Source organism: Clostridium sp. UBA4548 (genome assembly GCF_002387895.1).
Classification (GTDB): Bacteria; Bacillota; Clostridia; order Clostridiales; family Clostridiaceae; genus Clostridium_J.
Genome location: NZ_DGLI01000044.1, coordinates 249,185 through 267,860 on the forward strand (window position 1 = coordinate 249,185; position 18,676 = coordinate 267,860).

Consider the following 18,676-nt stretch of genomic DNA (forward strand, 5'->3'; position numbering starts at 1 on the left):
TAAAATAAAAATTATAAATAAAATAAATAACTCTAAATGGGGTGGCATTGTGATAAAAACTGAAAGATGTATTGTAAGGGATTTTGAAGAGAAAGATTTAGATTTATTCATGGCCTACAGAAATAATGAAGAGTGGATGAAGTATCAAGATTTTAAGAATCTAACAAAAGAGGAATATAGAAAAGCTTTATTAAAGCCTCTAAATATTGAAAAAGGAATGCAACTTGCCATTGCTGATAAAACCACAGATAATCTTTTAGGAGACTTATATGTGGCAAAAAAAGATAAAACTATTACAATTGGATATTCTATTAATCCTCTTTATTCTCAAAAAGGATATATGGTAGAAGTTTTAAAAGCCTTATTAACAAAGCTAAGAGTAGATTATGCTGATTGTGAAATCGTTGCTATGACTGATAAAGAAAACCTTCCATCAAAAAACTTATTACTTAAATTAGGCTTTGTCTATGATGGTTGGATAGAGCAGTGGCAATCAGAGGTTTATATATATAAGCCTAATTAAACCTTTAAAATTATTGAATTTTACTTATGTTTTCTTTAGTTTTATAGACTAATAATTATAAATAAAAACAAAGGTATAAAACTCTCACAAGTTTTATACCTTTATATAAGGAACCAAAGTCAGCATATAACTAATATATTGCTCCTACCTAGGTTCCATTAAAGCTATTTTCTAATAAATAAAATAAAATTTTATTCTGTAAAATTAAATATTATACCATCCAAAAGTATAGTAGCACTATAATTCCAAGAACTATTCTGTACCAACCAAAGATTTTGAAATCACGGTTTTTAATGTATTGCATTAAGAATTTAATTATTACAACGGACACTACATATGCAGTAACCATTCCTACTAGTAAAATTATTGCCTCTGACCCTGTAAAGGCAAGACCGAATTTTAATAATTTAAGTAAGCTTGCACCAAACATTACTGGTACTGCCATGAAGAAGGTAAACTCTGCTGCAATGGTTCTGCTCATGCCTATTAAGATACCTCCAAGGATAGTTGCTCCTGAACGTGAAGTTCCTGGGAATACTGCGGCAATAAGTTGGAAGAATCCAACCATTAAAGCTGCCTTAAAAGTAATCTGAGAAATTGTATTAATCTTTGACTTTTTACCTTTGTTTCTGTTTTCAACAACTATGAATAAAACTCCAAACAGGATAAGCATTATAGCTACAGTTTTATAATTGTAGAATAAGGCTTCAATCTTATCATCCCATAACACTCCAACTAAAGCAGCTGGGATACAAGCAACTACAATTTTAATCCACATTATAATGATATCTTTTTTAACAAGTAACTTGCCTTTACCTAGGGTAAAAGGAAATAACTTTTTCCAATAAGTTACTACAACGGCCAAAATTGCACCAAGTTGTACAACAACTAAAAACATTTCCATAAAAGCTTCAGATACGTTAAGTTTTACAAACTCATCTAATAAAATCATATGTCCTGTACTACTGATTGGTAGCCATTCCGTTATTCCTTCCACAATACCAAACAAAATGGCCTTTAATATTTCAAATATTTCCACTTTCTCATTCCTCCTATTTTATGTCCTGTTTTTTGAAGTATAAAATGCTAGCAGCAAATCCTACTACAAAAGTAATTAATATAATTGTTATGGCAATGCCAATACCATAGCTGAAATTTCCAATAAGATCCATTGCAATTAAATACCCAGATGACCAAGGAAAAAGCACAGCTAAATCTTCATTGGATAAAGCCACATTTCCTAGGGCAACAGCAGCTACTGCAATTATTGGTGGCACTAAATTTTTAACCCATAAGGTAATAAATACAAAGGGTGACATAGTTAAATACAAAAGACTTGCACCAATTATATACTGCCTAAGAGAAATTAATAAAATGGTAAAACTAAATTCCTCAGCCCTTCCTAACACTCCTAAAAGCAAGGTTCCTACCCACCCTACTAGGGTCAATAAAATAATCCAGATGAAAAGCATTAAAAACTTTCCTAAAATAAAGGAAGTTTTAGACACTGGAATAGTTATTATGGATTTTAAGGTATTTTCAGTGTACTCACGACTAAAAAGATAAGCTGCAATAACTCCATAAACAATTAAACCAAAAAGTAAAAGCACATAAAGGCTTGTTTGGTCAAACAAATCCTTATAGGTTATAATCATCTCTGGTTTACTAATTCTAGCTTTAATAAGTCCTGCAAACACCATAATTGGTGCAACCATTCCCCCTAAAATGCTGATTAAAAACATTTTAGAACGTTTTAGCTTTAAAAATTCACAATACAAAATATTAGCCAATGGTGCCACCTCCTATAAGCTTTGAGAAGTAATCTTCAAGTTTTTCCTCACTTAAATTAATCTTACTAACTTCAATTCCGTTTTCTATAAATAAACGATTGAAATTACTTCTTAGTTCAAAGTCTGAATATAATCTGAGGTGTCCATTGTCATGTACGCTATAATCATGGAAACCATGCTTTTCTTCTAAAAGTAGTGCAGCCTTATTTTCATTAGAAACCTGAAACTCCACATATCGCCTATTTCTTTTATGTAGCTCTGCCATAGAAATTTCTTCGAGGAGCTTTCCTTCATGCATCACCCCTATGGTGTCAGCAATTTGCTCAACTTCACTTAAAATATGACTAGAAATTAATATGGTGGTTCCTTTTTCTTTACAAAGGTTCTCCAAGTAATTACGAATTTCACTAATGCCTACAGGATCTAGTCCATTGATAGGTTCATCTAAAATAAGGAGCTCTGGTTCATGCATTACTGCTGCTGCAATACCAAGACGCTGCTTCATACCAAGAGAGTAATTAGCAAAGACCTTTTCCTTCTCTTTATGGAGTCCAACAGTTTCTAGTGCCTCCATAATTGCTCCTCTCTTTTGTGTCCCACGAAGCTTCTCCATAATTCTTAAGTTTTCTTCTCCTGTCAAGTTTTCATAAAATCCTGGTGTTTCAATTATTGAGCCAATTCTACGATAAGTTTGTTTTGGATTTTTTCTATAATCCTCACCAAATAATAATATCGCACCTTCAGTAGCTCTGGCAAGACTTAATAACATTCTTATTGTAGTAGTTTTGCCTGCCCCGTTTCTCCCAAGGAGTCCATAGATGGTTCCTTTTTCAACTTTTATATTAACTCTATCAACACTAATTTGATTTCCATATACTTTTGTAAGATCTTGAGTTTCAATTATGTATTCCACTATCATCGCCTCCATAATTAAATTATACAGAAGAAAACTTACACATAACTTTAGAAGTTCTTACTTTTTTCTTAATTTTTGGAAGCATCTAATCCTTTGATGGAAATTCTATTATAAACTTTGTATATTCACCAACAAGACTTTCAGCAGATATATTTCCTCCTTGAGCCTCCACAAGCCCTTTAACAATGGAGAGTCCAAGACCACTCCCTCCACTACTCCTAGCACTATCACACTTGTAAAGCCTGTCAAATATATGTGGAAGTTTATCAGAATCGATGCCTTCTCCATTATCACTAATAATTACTCTAACACAGCCATTAGTATTTTCTATAGAAAGGCTTAACCGCTTCCCACCATGAGCTATTGCATTTTGAATTAAGTTGGATAAAATCCTTGTATATGCTTCTTTATCTAAACTTACAAACAAATCATCATCAGATATACTTCCTTCAAGGCTTATGTTCTTTGCTTCAAACATTGGAAGAAAATCAATTAATATCTCTCTGGTTACTTCGTTAATGTCTATTTTCTCTAGATTAAGCTTCATTTCATTAGAGTTAATCTTAAACCACTGAAATAGTGCATCCACAAAGTTTTTCAAGTCATAAGCTTTCTTTTTAGCAATTTTTATATATCTTTCCTTTTCTTCTCCAGACACAATGTCCTTTTCTAGGGCATCTAAATATCCCATTAAAGAAGTAAGAGGGGTTCTCACATCATGAGAAAGACTTGTTAATAGTTCCTTATTAGATTTCTCCACGGCTTCAAGCTTTGAAATTTGATTTTGATAACGAGCTAAAATCTCATTGATTTCAAAGCAGACTTCTGAAGATATTCCGCTCCCCTGAGCAAATGCCTTGCGATTTTCACCTTTTTTTACAGATCTTAAAGCCGCTAAAATTTCCTTAGATTCTTTTCTTTTCTGTAGTGAATGGAAAATGAGATATAGGTTTAATAATAGTAGCAAAACAAGTATAGCTGTTGTCATAACCCTACTCTCCTCCAAACTTATAGCCAACACCCCATACTGTTATTATAAAAGCAGGCTGATCAGGATTTAGCTCTATTTTCTTCCTTAGTCTACGAATATGTACCATAATATTGTTATCATCAAAGGCATACTCATCTTCCCAAACATTTTTATAAATTTGTTTTTTTGTAAATACCCTTCCCTTGTTCTTTGCTAGAAAAGCTAAAAGGTCAAATTCTTTAGCAGTTAAATCAACCTTTTCTCCTTTCACTAGCACTTCCCTTGTAGGTATATGAATTTCTAAATTTTCAAATACTAGCTTTTCTTCTTGCTTTTCAGTGCCAAAGGAATTTAAGTGGGTATATCTTCTTATAAGGGATGCTACCCTTGCCACAAATTCACTGGTACTAAAAGGCTTTGTTAAATAATCATCTGCGCCAAGGCGAAGTCCAAGTACCTTATCCACTTCGCTATCCTTTGCAGTAAGCATAAGCACAGGTACACCACTTACCCTTCGTATTTCTGAAAGCACATCAAAGCCATTGATTTTAGGCAGCATAATGTCTAGGACAATTAACTGATAATTATCCTTTAAAGCCTCATTTAGACCCTCTTGCCCATCATGCTTCACCTGAACTTTATAGTTTTCTAGCCCCAAGTACTTTTTAAGAAGCTGGCTCAGTTCAACATCATCATCTATAATTAAAATATTATGATTCAAAATTGCACCTCCAATAAACCCTTATGCCTTACAGTGAAAATTTCACCTTAATTATATTATTGCCATTTTCTACTAAACGGCCTTTTGAAGAAATCATTGGTATAATAAATAAACTAAATTGTTCCTAAAAAGTAATTTTCAGTTTTATTTAATACCTCTACGGTTTCTTCCAAATTCAAGGTTAATTATAACACTATTACTTCCCCTTTTAAAATCCATAAATTACAATTAATTAGCACTTACACCACTTTAAAGGTACATAATATAAAATAAAAAAGGTACAAGCTTACCAGGAAGCTTATACCTTCTAATATTAATTGTAATATAAAAACTTGCGAAATAACTCCATCAGCCACTTAACCCTAAAAAACTACTTTAGGAAAGCTTTAGAAAAGTTTTTAGTTCTTTTCTCTGTATATCTATATGCACGTTTTGCACTATCTCCAACATAAAGAACTGGATCTAGACTTTCATAAATTAAATGTCCTTCTTCATCTAAAAGTTCATTAGCAACACATCTGCCTTTAACCTTTGCTAATATATTAGTGATGTGAGGATATTCATCATTTTCAATTACATCTGTTAAAGAACATTCAATAGCCACCAAACATTCATCAATTATTGGTGCATTTACTACCTCTGATTTTATAGGAGTTAGGTTTAATACCTCAAACTTATTCACATTACGCCCTGAAGCAAAGCCGCAATAATCTATTTCCTCCATCATTGTTCTATCTGGTATGTTAATAACAAAATCTTTAACCTTTTTAATTTCATTTATGGCAAAACCTTTTCTTCCAAAACCTAAGGCTACCATATCCATTAAACTATAGGAAGATGATATTGTAGTAATGTTAGGAACACCCTTTTCATCATAAAAGCTTACAAGAAAGACTGGAAACCCATAATACATCTTACTAAAATCAACTCTTGTTTTTTCCATTTCTACTCCTCCTCATTTATATAGAGAAACCAAAGTGAAGACTTACTTCATGAGAGGAACTCTTAGGTTCTCTTAAGCTTTTTCAAGCTGAATTATGTTCGTCATGAATATAATTCATGATTAATAAAATAAACTTTCACCTTGCTATCTATATTTAACCCTACTTTACTTAGGTTTAACTAATCTATAGGTATTATAACAATTATTAAATTGCAACACTGTGACTTTTATCACACCTTGGTAATTAATGGATAAAAGTAGTATATTTATCTTCTATTACAAATTAGTATTCTTAGTAAATTAATCAAGTATGCTATACAACTTTATGAAGGTATGGCATATTTTAACTTTTAACTATTGAAAAGTCTAATGCCTAGCATTACTATTATATTTATTACTATATAATTAACATGGGATTATTAGTTTAATTGGGGGAATTAAAATGAGCATTATTAAAGATAAAAAGCAACGTATTCAGTGGTTTCAAAATTCACGATTTGGCATGTTCATCCATTGGGGGCTATACTCAATTCCTGCTAGAGGTGAATGGATTAGATCTTCAGAAAGAATTTCTAAAGAAGATTATCAGCAGTACTTTGAGGAATTTAATCCAGTAAATTTTAATCCAAGGCTCTGGGCTAAAGCTGCAAAGGAAGCTGGGATGAAATATGCTGTAATGACCGCAAAACATCATGACGGCTTTTGCCTCTTCGATTCTAAGCTTACTGATTACAAAGCTACTAATACTAAACTCAAAAGGGATTTTATAAAAGAATTCCTAGATGCCTTTAGAGCTGAGGGCCTTAAAGTAGGCTTATACTATTCACTTCTTGATTGGTATCATGAGGATTATCCTGCTTATGGTGACCGCCACCACCCTATGCGTGGTAATGAGGCTTATAAAGATAAATCTTATGATTTTCATAGGTACCTTGATTATATGCATGGTCAAGTCCGTGAGCTTTGCACTAACTATGGAGACATAGACATTATGTGGTTTGACTTTTCTTACGATGATATGGCAGGTGAAAAGTGGCGTGCCACAGAACTGGTAACCATGGTTCGTTCACTTCAACCTGGAATAATTTTAGACAATCGTCTTGAAGCAAGCGGTGAAAGCTATGGAAGTATTAAAACTTTAAATCCCAGTATTTATTCTGGAGATTTTGCCTCTCCTGAGCAAATAATACCTCCTGAAGGAGTTACAGATGAGGTAGGAAATCCAATTCCTTGGGAAGCTTGTATAACCATGAACAATCACTGGGGATATTGCTCAACGGACAAACTTTATAAACCTGCTAAGCAAATTATAAGAAAGTTAGTGGAATGTGTAAGTAAAAATGGAAATCTTCTTTTAAATGTAGGTCCAAATGCCCTTGGAGAATTTCCTCCAGAAGCTACACAACTCCTTTCTGAAATAGGCCAGTGGATGAAGGGAAATAACAAAGGTATTTACAACTGCAAAAGGTCACAATTTGAAAAACCTGAGTGGGGTTATTATACTCAAAAGGAAAATCTTTTGTATGCTCATATCTTTGAAGGTAATATCGGCGCCATTCCTCTTATAAGCCTAAAAGATAAAGTAAAAAAAGCAAGACTTTTGTCCGATGGTTCTGAAATAAAGTTTTGCAATGGCTGGAACACCAAAGAGTTTGAGAAGGATTTATTTATTAACTTCGGGCCTATTGACACTGCAACTTATCCCCTTCCTAACCCAATTGATACAGTGGTGGAGCTAGAGCTAATTTAACCTGTAGTGTTTTACAATAGTTTTTAATAAGATGATGTTTTCTCCTGTATAGCTAGGCTGAAATATAAATAGTCTAATATAACTTAGTAACATTAATTTAGAACTCTTAGAAAACCCACAAAATTTATGTATTATATTATAAAAAGAAGGTATAAAATTCTAAATGAATTTTATACCTTTTCTATAGCTACTCTCTTGCAAACCAAACATTAATAATTAAATCATCTTTAACTTCATACATGGCTATAACGCTACTTTTAACTTCTTCGTCTCCTTGAAGCACAGTAACATTTTCATGGTCTATAACATAATTACCTAAAGTAATTCTATTAGAAATATTCGCATGTAACCCTGGAGTTTTAAACCTTTTAGCATACCTTTCACGCAAGGTTTCTATGCCGCTTAAAAATGGAGTAACTTCTCCTAGGTTATAAATTTTAATATCCCTGCTATAGGTTGAGGCAAACCCCTCTAAATCATGATTATTATAAAAACCTAATTGTTTTTGAACTACTTCTACTGCAGTCATTCTAATCCACTAACCCTTTCTTTCTCCACTTACCCTTTTTAAAGAAGATGGTGGTTATAATGGCTCCTAGGGTCCAAGAAACTAATAGAGAAATAAAGGTGGATTCAGGTCTTCCAGTAGGATAAAGATCGCTACGAGTTAAGTAAGCAATACCATAAGCTACAGGTACTCTAAGAACAACTGTAGTAATTAAGGAAATCCACATTGGTGTCATGGTATCACCAGCACCACGCATTACTCCAGATAAACTTTGAGTTACTGCCATGGCAATATAACCTACTGCAAGAATTTGCATCATATGCATACTTAAATCAACTAGTTCCTTTGTGTCAGTAAACACTCCCATAAGAGGCCTACCAAACATTAAAATCAAAATAGTTATTGTAGTGGAAACTGCAACAGCAATCTTAGTTCCAGATTTAGTTCCTTCATTTACCCTGTCCATTCTTTTAGCTCCAATATTTTGACCTGCAAAGGTGGTCATGGCACTACCAAAAGTAAAGTTTGGCATCATGGCAAAGCCATCTACCCTCATTACAATAACATTGCAAGCTATAACCATCTCACCAAAGCTATTAGTAAGAGATTGAACTACAATCATTGCAAGGGAAAATATAGCCTGAGTAAATCCTGATGGAAGTCCAAGTTTTATAAGCTTAACAGAAAACTCCTTATTAGGCTTTAGCATTTTTAGGTTTAAATCAAAAATATTTCTCATCTTAAGTAGCTTAATAATACAAAGTACCGCTGATACCCCCTGCGCAATTATAGTAGCTAGTGCAACCCCTGCAACTCCCATATTAAGTCCTGCAACAAACCAAATATCTAGAATTACATTAAGTACAGTTGCAACAAGTAAAAATACTAATGAGGATACTGAGTCTCCAAGTCCTCTAAGAACTCCTGCTAAAATGTTGTAGTATGCAAAACCTGCAATACCTACAAAATAAATAATTAAATAATCTGCACACCAATCAATTATAGAAGCTGGTGTATTCAGAAAAGAAAGCAATGGCCTTGTTACTAATGGACCAACAACCATAATTATTACAGATGCAATAGCAGTAAGGGTAATACACACTCCAATAGTATGGGAAAGTTTTTCCCTATCCTTTGCACCAAAATATTGAGATACCATAATTCCAGCACCTGTAGCTATTCCAACGAAAAGTACTAATAAAAGATTTAGTATGGGAGATGCACTCCCCACTGCGGCAAGGGCATTATCTCCCACATATTTTCCTACTATAATAGAGTCAGCAGTATTATAAAACTGTTGTGCTATATTTCCTATTAGCATCGGTACTGAAAATTCCACAATTCTCTTCCAAGGAGTCCCTTCTGTCATATCCTTGGCCGTAAATAAACTTCTAAATTTCCCCATTTCTACCTCCTAGACAAATTTTAAATTATAATAATTAAAACAATATATACCCAAAGCTTGTCTGCTACACGTCCACCTTACTTCAACCAATAAATTCATTTTTTCATGACCCATAAGAGCATAACTAAATATTATTAGACTTTTTCTCTTGAAAACACTACAAACAAGCCTTCTTGTTCATATATATGAATTTTATCCGAACTAAATTTAAGCTTATCTTAATTATAATAGTTTGTCAATTTTCATCTTATCGTATAAAACCAGAGCCTAGATTGTTGTAGAGGCTTCAATTTTCCCTATCCCTTATGTAGAAATTGTATTTATGCCTGCCTTAGTGATTTAGCTATCTTAGAAGTTGCTACATACACAACTAGCTTAGTTAACCTCTTCTAAATTTCATAGCCAAAAGAGTTTGAAAGCACTTACATCTTTGTTAGATTTTAATATAACTTCTCATTTAATAAAGTTGTAATCCTTCTCAGCATGAACTTATTACCATTAATATTATTGAATAAGGTTTCTATTTCTTCACAGCTAAGCCCCATCATATCCTCTAGCTCATCAACCATGTCATCCTCTTCATATTCCTTTATTAAAGCACTTCCTACAGAGCTTATATTCTCATATACGCTAAGTTCAAGAAATAAACCTTCCCTAAAATCATTTTCCAAAGATATTTTACTTAAAAAGTTTTTAATTTCATTAAAAGTTGCATCCTTATCCTCTAAGTTGTTCACTTCTTCAAACCATCTAATATAATCTTCTACAGCTTTTTCATAGCCCTCTTGTGCTGCATTCTCTAATATTCCTATGGTTTCATTATATTCACACACATCTATATAAACTTCTCCATCCTTAAGCCCCATATTCTTTGAGATAATAATTGATGGTATAAGCACATACTTAATAAAGGCATATAAATTTTTCTTAGTAGTGCAACATATCCAATGTCTTACCCAATTATTGCTGTATTGATTTGCTAAGGTATATCTAACTATATAACCATCTTCAGTGATGGGAATTTCCTGTTTATTATTAATCCAATTTCGCCAATAAGCTATTTGATTCTCACTCATTTATTATTACTCCTTAATTAGGCATCTGGAAAAAAATAATTAGTCAAAGATGTGAAGGATATTTTGAGTTAGACCAGGAAACAGGTTCCTTAGATAGTTGGGCTATCTAAGGGTTCTGTTGACGCAGTATAACACAAAATAGACAAGCATACTGACTTATTTATTTTTTGAAGATGCCTCATGTTAATTGATTACTATTTCCACAGTTTATTCTAGCACTTTCCAGTGGTTTTTCCTATATGATTATTTTATTCTTCCTTAAATTTGTTGCTTTTTCATTGTAGTGAATCACAATTATGTCTATCCTATAAGCATCTTGCTTCACTATTGCTTTAGAAATTAATAAAATTAGCTATCATATAGAAATTAAGAGATGAATAGGTTTAAATATTTTATAATTTTTGAAGAGTTTGCTTAATAAATAAATTGGAACAAATAGATAAAAATTTATAAACCTAAATTAATTTCTATGAAGATTACACGAATTTTTGTTTATAAAGTCTTATAAACATATAAGTTGCTGAAGTATACTGAAAATGCTAATATGTTTATATAGATATTAAATAACAATAAAGTACTGCTCTCAACTATTGCGGGCAGTTTTACTCTATTTAATAGATAAAAGATAAGATATTTAAAGGGTTCCATGATAGAATTTCAACTTATTCAGCTTCATAACCCTTTAAGGGAACCAGGGTAGGACTCATGTATAAGTTAAGTTTTAGCTCTGATCCCCTATAAAAAGTAAAAATTCAAAACTTATTATTTTACCTTGAGAACCTAAAACAAAAATATTTTTATTTAGAATTTAACATGAGGTGTTGTCTTGAATAAAAAAATAATTTACTTAACCTGTACCATGTTTCTTATGAGTCTTCTAGCTAATATGGGACATCCTGTTACTCCTGAGCTGGTAGTAAGCCTAAAAATGTCCTCCTTCATGTATGGAGTAATGTTTGCTGCTATGTCTATTGCTGGCTTTGTTATGTCGCCCATCTGGGGCAGTCTTTCAGATAAATATAAAGATAGGCGACTATTTATGTACATACCTACCATAGGCTATGGCCTTGCTCAATTAGGTTTTGGCTTCTCTACTTCAGTTCCTATGATAATCTTCTTCAGAATCCTTGGAGGGGCATTCTCTTCCTCTGTGTTCACAAATGCAATTGCTTATATTATAGATGAGACAAATCTTGAAGAAAGAAACAAAGCAATTGCAAATTATACAGCTATAACTGGTTTTGGTGTATCCATAGGGTATTTAGCTGGAGGTTATATTGGCGCAAAGGATTATCATTATGCTTTTGCTTTTCAAGCAGCAGGACTACTTATTCATGCTGTACTCATGAGGCTATTTTTACCAAAGAGTCAGGTTCATAGTAAGGCCCAAGAAACTTCACAAGAAAACTTAAAGGGATCTTTGAAAGCTAGCTTTAAAACTTATCTTTCAACTTCTTTAGGAGTTTTACTTTTAATAGTGCTTTTAACTTCCTTTTCAAATACAACTTACTCAAATGGTATAAACTATTACCTAAAGAAATATCTAAACTTAAATCCACTACAAATAGGCTATTATATGGCCTTTACAGGTATCATCGGAATGATAGCAAACATTTATCTAACTCCAAGACTATCTAGAAAAATTGGGGATAAGAAATCTTTAAAATACGTTTTTCTAGCAATTGGAATATCTCTTATGATCATTGGTATGCAGGCAAATATACTTGCTAAATCAACTATTGGTGTGTTTGTGTTATTTATCTTTGTACTTTCCATGTTTAACCCCTTACTTCAAGCAATGGTATCTAAACATAGTGAAAATGAACATGGAAGAATAATGGGACTTCAAAGTTCCATAAACTCTGTGGGCATGGTGGGAGGTTCCTTATTTTCTGGTGCTTTAATGGATTCCTATCCAAAGGTTTCTTTCATGGTGGCAGCAGCACTATTTTTAATTTCCTATTTAATAGTTCAGTTTAATAGAAGGTTGAGTAACAAATAGGTTAACTGTAAAATATATTTAACGTTATGAAATCTGTAAGTTTTATAATAAGGATTTTTTACTAACGTCAATAAAGCTATGTGATGATCACATAGCTTTTCTTAATTTAACTTAGCATTTCTTCAACATATCTATAATCTTGTTCCTAACACTTTCAGGAGATTTAACCACCACATAAGGTCCTAAGGATAAAATTCTTCTTATAACCTTACCCATGGATATATTTAACAGACAAAAACTTTGCAAAAAAGAAAGCCCTAATGAAAATTCATTAGAACTTTTAAAATTTCTACTAATATAATTTAATACAGTTTTTGGTGAAGTTACTACTAATATTGCATAGACAATGGGATTCTGACATGGTCCTCATTCAATCTTAAGCTTCTGAATAAATCAACTAACAATTTTGTAGTAAACTTTTGAAGTAAGAACATACACAATACCATAAAAAATAGTAAAGACAAAAATTGTTCCTGCTGTACAATATACAAACAGTGTAACATTAGTGAGATTTAATACTTCCAAAAGTTTTATTATAACTTTAAAGGCAAAAGCAATATGTATAATAGCTGTGAAAAGCGGAAGGAAAAATACCATAAGCACTTGGCTGTTAATTGATTTCTTTATTTCGGCCTTGCTCATTCCAACCTTTTGCATAATTTCAAAGCGTTCCTTATCATCATAGCCTTCTGAAATTTGTTTGTAGTAGATAATAAGCACTGTGGCCATAATAAAGAGTGCTCCAAGGAATATACCTAGGAAGAAAAGACCTCCGTAGACAGAAAAGAAAGATACTCTAGATTCTTCCAAACCTTCACAGTTCCCATCAACAGATAACTCTTTTATTTTGCTATTAATCTCTTTAGTCAATGCAATTTCCTCTTCAGCATTGCTATCAGTATCAAAGGCAAAGTAATAAGATAATTCACCAATATTTTTAGAAGCCTCCGTACTTGAACTGAATATTTTTTTAATTGTATTTTCGTTAGGAACCACAACAAAGTAACCATTTGAAATTACAGAAGAAGCAATTCCATCTACTGTCATAGTATTTATATGTTCCTTTATTTTAAACTCATTACCTAAGATATTAATACTATCTTCAGCTATTTCGCCTCTGTAAGTGTAAAGAAGCACTTCATCTTCCTTTAAAGTAATAGACTTATTTTCCATTTCATTATATTCACTTAGAGGTATAAATTCTAAGAAGCCTACATTGTTCATGTCCAATTCATTGCGGTTATCTGTAAAGTAATTTTTATCTTGTATTACAGCTAAATCTAAAGATCGATATTTAACTATATTTTTCACAGCAGCGCCCTGTTTTTCTGCCTGCTCTTTTATCATAGAAGTAAGTTCTTCTGACTTATCTTTTGAAATGTTTTTTGCGCTTATTGAAATATCCCTTGGGTATCTTGTTCTAAGCACATCCTCCATACCAATATATAAGGATACTGTAGTGGACACCATTACTAGAACAGTGGTTGAAAGAATACAAATGTTAGCAAGTCCTATTGCATTTTGCTTCATTCTATAAATCATACCAGACACATTTATAAAATGATTGGTCTTATAATAAAATTTCTTATTCTTTCTAAGTGCTTTTAAAAGAGCTATGCTTCCTGCAGTAAATAGAGCCCAAGTTCCTACCATAACAAGAATTACAGCCATAAAAAAGCTACTTAGTGCTGCTAAAGGAGATTCTGTAGTTAGGGCAATATAATAACCTGTTCCTAGACTCAGAAGTCCAATTATGGTAAGAATCCACTTTGTCTTTGGCTCTTTTTCCCCAACTTGACCGCCTTTGAGAAGTTCTACAGGGTTTGAGAGATGGATCTGTCTTAGATTATTCATAAGGATTAAGACAAAAGTAACCCCAAATAAGACAGCGGTTTTAAATAAAGACTGTTTTGAAATAAAAAAACCCATGGGTACCTTAAAATTCAAAATCTTAAGAAGCACTAAAAACATCAGCTTGCTTAATGCAATTCCTAAAAGAAGTCCTAATGCCATAGTTATAAGGGCTACGAAAAAGTTTTCCCAAAACAACACTTTAGCAATATGCTTTTTCTCCATACCTAGTATATTATATAGCCCAAGTTCCTTTTTACGCCTTTTAATAAGAAAGCTATTGGTATAAAAAAGAAAAACTACGGAGAAGAACCCAATAACATAAGTTCCAAATTTCAGTATAGTTTTAAGTTGGTCTCCCCCAGACATAACTTCTAAGCCTTGATTTACAGATATAAACTCCATAATATAAAACATAGCAGTAATACAGATACAAGTTAACATATATGGAAAGTAGGTCTTTCCATTCTTTTTAATATTAGTTACAGCCAACTTTTCATAGAACATCTTACTCAAATCGATCACCGCCTGTAGCAATTATAGTAAGGGTATCAGAAATCTTTTGATACATTTCTTCCTGACACATGGAAGCCCTATAGAGCTGATGAAATACTTCTCCATCCTTAATAAAAAGTACGCGACTTGCATGACTGGCTGCTTTTGTACTGTGAGTAACCATTATTACAGTTTGGCCTTCTTTATTTATATCATTAAATAAACGCAAAAGCTCATCACTAGAGTGAGAATCTAATGCTCCTGTAGGCTCATCTGCAAGGATAAGCTGTGGACTCGTTATTAAAGCTCTAGCAACGGCAGCTCTTTGCTTTTGACCTCCAGAAACTTCATAAGGATATTTTTCCAAAATACCATCTATGCTAAGCTTCTTTGCTATAGGTTTTAACCTGTCATTCATTTCATCAAAGGCTTTCCCAGATAAAACAAGGGGCAAAAATATATTATCTTTCAATGAAAAAGTATCCAGAAGATTAAAATCCTGAAATACGAAACCTAAATTATCACGACGAAATTTAGATATTTCCTTTTCCTTGATGTTCCTGCTACTTATGCCATTAAGAACCACCTCTCCATTTGTAGGCTTATCAAGAGCTGCAATAATATTTAGCAGTGTAGTTTTACCTGATCCAGACTCCCCCATGATAGCTACATATTCACCTTTTTCCACTGAAAATGATACATCAGATAAGGCTTGAACATGATTTCCTCCAAAACGACTGGTATATATTTTTTTAAGTTTTTTTACTTCTAATATTGACATTATTTATTCAACCTCCAAAATTCTTATCCTGTTCAGTATAACAAAAGGAAGAAATGTCTACCTTAACTTTGGCTTACACTTCTTCCCATAACCTTACGTCTTCGTAAGGTTGAAATAAAAATTTATTCTATACCCACCTGAATTGTTTCTAAATTAATTTTTACCTTTGTGCCTTCATCAACCCTTGATTCTATGCTTATACCGTGGGAAAGCTTATTTAGAATCTGCTTACAGAGGTATAACCCAAGACCCGTAGACCGCTTATCCCATCTCCCATTATAACCTGTAAACCCTCTTTCAAATATACGCGCTAAATCCTCTTCCTTTATACCAATACCCGTATCTTCTATAACAAGAATCTTTTCAGAAGCACCATCCATATATATTGAAATAGTGCCTTCCCTAGTATACTTCAAGGCATTTGATAAAAGCTGCTCAATAGCGAATAATAGCCACTTTTCATCGGTTAAAACCTCACAATTTAGGTCTTTAAAGTCCATCTTAATCCTCTTCCTTATAAACATTCTTGCATATTTTCTCACTGCTTGCTTTACTATATTATCAAGACTTTGACTTTTTAACACAAGATCAGATGACATGCTTTCAAGTCTCAGGTACTGCAATACAAATTCTACATACTGTTCAATCTTAAATAGCTCCGTAGAAAGTTCTGAGCTTAATTCGTTGTCTTCTGTCTGAAGGATTAAGTGTATTGCTGAAATAGGGGTCTTAATTTGATGAGCCCATAAAGTGTAATAATCTATTAAGTTACTTTGATTTACCTCTGCATTATGAGTAATTCCAAGATTTTGCTTATAAATAATAGTAAGCAAATCGTAGTAATCTCTTTCAATTATGTCCTTAGGCTGAGGAAGATTATCAAAATTCAAAGCAATACTCTGTTTTAAGTCCTGAAGTAGTTTATGCTTCCTGTATAGACTTAGCAAATCTATAATTAGAAGAACAACTGCTACAATTGCGCAGAGAACACTAGCATAGACTACGGGTTCTGTAGGAACATTATATAAGAAAAATACCAGTGCGAAGGTTAAACAGCACAAAATCAAAAGAATACTTCCTTTTAGTCGAGCTTTTAAATAAAAAAGCACAAGATTAAAAACGTCTTTTTTCTTCATATGATTCCACCATATATCCTACACCTTTTTTAGTTTTAATAAAATCCAATAATTCTATATCCTGCAATTTCTTGCGCAGCCTTGTTATATTGACAGTTAAGGTGTTGTCATCTATATAACTATCTGTTTCCCAAAGCCTTGTCATAATAGTATCTCTTGACACAGTCTTGCCTTTGTTTTCTATAAGAACCTGCAGTATCCTGTTTTCATTTTTCGATAGCTCAATTTTATTTCCCTTAAAATTCAAAGTGGAGTCGCTGGTATTAAGTATTGCACCTCTATGCTCAAGAAGATTAGTCTGTCCTGCAAAATCATAAGTACGGCGTAATAGTGCCTGGACCTTTGCAGTTAGCACATTAAGGTCAAAGGGTTTTGCTATAAAATCGTCTCCACCCATATTCATAGCCATAACTATATTCATATTATCTGAAGCAGATGATATAAAGATAATAGGTACCTTTGAAACCTTTCTAATTTCATTACACCAGTGAAAGCCGTTACAAAAAGGCAGAGTAATATCTAAAAGAATAAGCTGAGGATCATAGGAAGCAAAAAAAGAGAGAACATCCTTAAAGTCAGTTATACATTCTGCTTCATATCCCCAGGACTTTATATGATTTTTTACTGTTTTAGCAATTATTAAATCATCTTCTACTATAAGAATTTTATACATTTATTTTCTCCTCAAATACTCTTTTTTTCAAATAACAACCTAATTATACCATATTTAAAATTAGCGGTTAAATTCTCATAATAACCCTTCATAAACTTCTTGTTTCTTGTATTACCCTTTAAAGTTATATAAAATTAAATATGTAATTATAAATAAAGGAGCTACAAAAATTATGATAGATTTACATATACATACCACAACTTCAGATGGTTCCGATGAGCCTAAAGATATCCTTATTAAAGCACAACAACTTGGGTTAGAATATATTTCTATTACAGACCATGACTCCATTGGAGCTTATAAAAAGCTAAGAGATATTAATATTCATAACTACTTTCAGGGTAAGATTATCCCTGGTTGTGAATTTTCAGCTGTACACAAGGGAAAACCAATTGAAATATTAGGCTATGGCATAGATTTTGATATGATAAGCTCAATGGCAATAGTTTCAGATGATAAATTTTATGAGAAGGAAAATGATCATCTAAAAAAACTAGTAGAAATATGCAGAAATCTTAACCTTAAATGCAGTGATAATTTATCAATTAAAGGGAAATATTTTGCAACACAAATAATCCATAATGATCTTAGAAAATACCCTGAAAATGAAAAATATCTTGGCAAGGAAGTCTATGAAAGCATTAATGTATTTTATAGAACTTGTGTAAATAATGTAGATAGTCCATTTTATATTGATATGCTGAAGGATTGTTTCACAGTGAAAGAAGTCGCTGCACTAATAAAACAGGCAGGTGGAAAATCCTTTCTTGCACACCTTTATGGATATTACGCAGATAATCATGAAGATTTTTTAAACTCAATAATATCCTTAAATGCTCTTGATGGAATAGAATGTTATCATTCTCTTCATTCTATTGAAAAAACAAAACAATTGCTTAATTATTGCAAGAAACATAACCTTTATGCCTCTGGTGGAAGTGATTATCATGGAAAGCTGAAGCCTACTGTGAAAATGGGAGAAAGTGTTATTGATACAAAGATACCTTTTGACATATTAAAGCCTTGGCTTCCAAGTAATGTTATATAATAACTGCCTTATTTTCTCCTTTACATATAGAGAAATTGCTTTAATCTCCACACAACGCTTTCCCCAAAGTGGCTTATCTATATGTAGA

17 protein-coding genes are annotated in these 18,676 nt (G+C 32.5%); 4 read left to right on the top strand and 13 right to left on the bottom strand.

The window, feature by feature from the left end; genetic code table 11:
- Positions 1-49 precede the first annotated feature (49 nt).
- Positions 50-523 carry a GNAT family N-acetyltransferase gene (locus tag B3040_RS16545; RefSeq protein ID WP_291575704.1) on the top strand — a complete coding sequence of 158 codons (474 nt, stop codon included), beginning with the start codon at positions 50-52 and terminating at the stop codon, positions 521-523.
- A 211-nt stretch (positions 524-734) separates the two neighbouring features.
- Here the strand turns inward: B3040_RS16545 and B3040_RS16550 are convergent, their stop codons facing one another.
- The 6 genes from B3040_RS16550 to B3040_RS16575 all read right to left on the bottom strand — a co-directional run bounded on the left by B3040_RS16550 (position 735) and on the right by B3040_RS16575 (position 5,863).
- Positions 735-1,562, bottom strand: a complete 828-nt coding sequence (locus B3040_RS16550) for an undecaprenyl-diphosphate phosphatase (protein WP_291575706.1) — start codon at positions 1,560-1,562, stop codon at positions 735-737.
- A 13-nt stretch (positions 1,563-1,575) separates the two neighbouring features.
- Positions 1,576-2,313, bottom strand: a complete 738-nt coding sequence (locus B3040_RS16555; protein WP_291575717.1) for an ABC transporter permease — start codon at positions 2,311-2,313, stop codon at positions 1,576-1,578.
- Positions 2,306-3,226: an ABC transporter ATP-binding protein gene (locus B3040_RS16560; RefSeq protein ID WP_017416522.1), complete on the bottom strand. Its 921-nt coding sequence runs from the start codon at positions 3,224-3,226 to the stop codon at positions 2,306-2,308. Before B3040_RS16560 ends, B3040_RS16555 begins: the two co-directional genes overlap by 8 nt.
- Positions 3,227-3,314: 88 nt before the next feature.
- The gene (locus B3040_RS16565; protein ID WP_291575722.1) at positions 3,315-4,217 is read right to left on the bottom strand and encodes a sensor histidine kinase; all 903 of its coding nucleotides are present in this window, start codon (positions 4,215-4,217) and stop codon (positions 3,315-3,317) included.
- Positions 4,218-4,221: 4 nt separating this feature from the next.
- Positions 4,222-4,923, bottom strand: coding sequence for a response regulator transcription factor (locus tag B3040_RS16570; protein WP_349679184.1), 702 nt, complete (start codon positions 4,921-4,923; stop codon positions 4,222-4,224).
- Positions 4,924-5,290: 367 nt separating this feature from the next.
- On the bottom strand, positions 5,291-5,863 hold the full coding sequence (locus B3040_RS16575) for a flavin reductase family protein (protein WP_291575728.1): 573 nt from the start codon (positions 5,861-5,863) through the stop codon (positions 5,291-5,293).
- Between the two features lie 442 nt (positions 5,864-6,305).
- On the opposite strand from B3040_RS16575, the gene B3040_RS16580 reads away from it, so the two are divergent.
- Positions 6,306-7,613, top strand: coding sequence for an alpha-L-fucosidase (locus B3040_RS16580; RefSeq protein ID WP_291575739.1), 1,308 nt, complete (start codon positions 6,306-6,308; stop codon positions 7,611-7,613).
- 187 nt (positions 7,614-7,800) lie between these two features.
- On the opposite strand, the gene B3040_RS16585 is transcribed toward B3040_RS16580, so the two are convergent.
- The 3 genes from B3040_RS16585 to B3040_RS16595 form a co-directional block, all read right to left on the bottom strand.
- Positions 7,801-8,142: a nuclear transport factor 2 family protein gene (locus tag B3040_RS16585; RefSeq protein ID WP_291575741.1), complete on the bottom strand. Its 342-nt coding sequence runs from the start codon at positions 8,140-8,142 to the stop codon at positions 7,801-7,803.
- 1 nt (position 8,143) lies between these two features.
- On the bottom strand, positions 8,144-9,526 hold the full coding sequence (locus B3040_RS16590; protein ID WP_291575743.1) for an MATE family efflux transporter: 1,383 nt from the start codon (positions 9,524-9,526) through the stop codon (positions 8,144-8,146).
- 440 nt (positions 9,527-9,966) lie between these two features.
- Positions 9,967-10,602 carry a hypothetical protein gene (locus B3040_RS16595; protein ID WP_291575745.1) on the bottom strand — a complete coding sequence of 212 codons (636 nt, stop codon included), beginning with the start codon at positions 10,600-10,602 and terminating at the stop codon, positions 9,967-9,969.
- Between the two features lie 826 nt (positions 10,603-11,428).
- Between B3040_RS16595 and B3040_RS16600 the strand changes: the two genes are divergently transcribed.
- Complete coding sequence (locus tag B3040_RS16600; RefSeq protein ID WP_291575747.1) at positions 11,429-12,604, top strand: MFS transporter; 1,176 nt, start codon at positions 11,429-11,431, stop codon at positions 12,602-12,604.
- A 393-nt stretch (positions 12,605-12,997) separates the two neighbouring features.
- Here the strand turns inward: B3040_RS16600 and B3040_RS16605 are convergent, their stop codons facing one another.
- The 4 genes from B3040_RS16605 to B3040_RS16620 all read right to left on the bottom strand — a co-directional run bounded on the left by B3040_RS16605 (position 12,998) and on the right by B3040_RS16620 (position 17,540).
- Complete coding sequence (locus tag B3040_RS16605) at positions 12,998-14,971, bottom strand: ABC transporter permease (protein WP_291575752.1); 1,974 nt, start codon at positions 14,969-14,971, stop codon at positions 12,998-13,000.
- Positions 14,964-15,731 (bottom strand): ABC transporter ATP-binding protein, encoded by a 768-nt coding sequence (locus B3040_RS16610; RefSeq protein WP_017416534.1) that lies wholly within the window; start codon positions 15,729-15,731, stop codon positions 14,964-14,966. Before B3040_RS16610 ends, B3040_RS16605 begins: the two co-directional genes overlap by 8 nt.
- Before the next feature lie 122 nt (positions 15,732-15,853).
- The gene (locus B3040_RS16615; protein ID WP_291575755.1) at positions 15,854-16,867 is read right to left on the bottom strand and encodes a sensor histidine kinase; all 1,014 of its coding nucleotides are present in this window, start codon (positions 16,865-16,867) and stop codon (positions 15,854-15,856) included.
- Positions 16,845-17,540 (bottom strand): response regulator transcription factor, encoded by a 696-nt coding sequence (locus B3040_RS16620; RefSeq protein ID WP_291575757.1) that lies wholly within the window; start codon positions 17,538-17,540, stop codon positions 16,845-16,847. The genes B3040_RS16615 and B3040_RS16620 overlap by 23 nt, the downstream gene beginning before the upstream one ends.
- 172 nt (positions 17,541-17,712) lie before the next feature.
- Here B3040_RS16620 and B3040_RS16625 point away from each other — a divergent pair, with 172 nt between their 5' ends.
- Positions 17,713-18,588, top strand: coding sequence for a PHP domain-containing protein (locus B3040_RS16625; RefSeq protein ID WP_291575759.1), 876 nt, complete (start codon positions 17,713-17,715; stop codon positions 18,586-18,588).
- The last annotated feature ends 88 nt before the right edge of the window (positions 18,589-18,676 follow it).

Bases quoted from the DNA above. Each gene is read 5' to 3' on its own strand.
- B3040_RS16590 (WP_291575743.1), bottom strand. From the start codon at position 9,526: ATGGGGAAATTTAGAAGTTTATTTACGGCCAAGGATATGACAGAAGGG.
- B3040_RS16610 (WP_017416534.1), bottom strand. From the start codon at position 15,731: ATGTCAATATTAGAAGTAAAAAAACTTAAAAAAATATATACCAGTCGT.
- B3040_RS16565 (WP_291575722.1), bottom strand. From the start codon at position 4,217: ATGACAACAGCTATACTTGTTTTGCTACTATTATTAAACCTATATCTC.
- B3040_RS16620 (WP_291575757.1), bottom strand. From the start codon at position 17,540: ATGTATAAAATTCTTATAGTAGAAGATGATTTAATAATTGCTAAAACA.
- B3040_RS16585 (WP_291575741.1), bottom strand. From the start codon at position 8,142: ATGACTGCAGTAGAAGTAGTTCAAAAACAATTAGGTTTTTATAATAAT.
- B3040_RS16615 (WP_291575755.1), bottom strand. From the start codon at position 16,867: ATGAAGAAAAAAGACGTTTTTAATCTTGTGCTTTTTTATTTAAAAGCT.
- B3040_RS16575 (WP_291575728.1), bottom strand. From the start codon at position 5,863: ATGGAAAAAACAAGAGTTGATTTTAGTAAGATGTATTATGGGTTTCCA.
- B3040_RS16580 (WP_291575739.1), top strand. From the start codon at position 6,306: ATGAGCATTATTAAAGATAAAAAGCAACGTATTCAGTGGTTTCAAAAT.
- B3040_RS16595 (WP_291575745.1), bottom strand. From the start codon at position 10,602: ATGAGTGAGAATCAAATAGCTTATTGGCGAAATTGGATTAATAATAAA.
- B3040_RS16625 (WP_291575759.1), top strand. From the start codon at position 17,713: ATGATAGATTTACATATACATACCACAACTTCAGATGGTTCCGATGAG.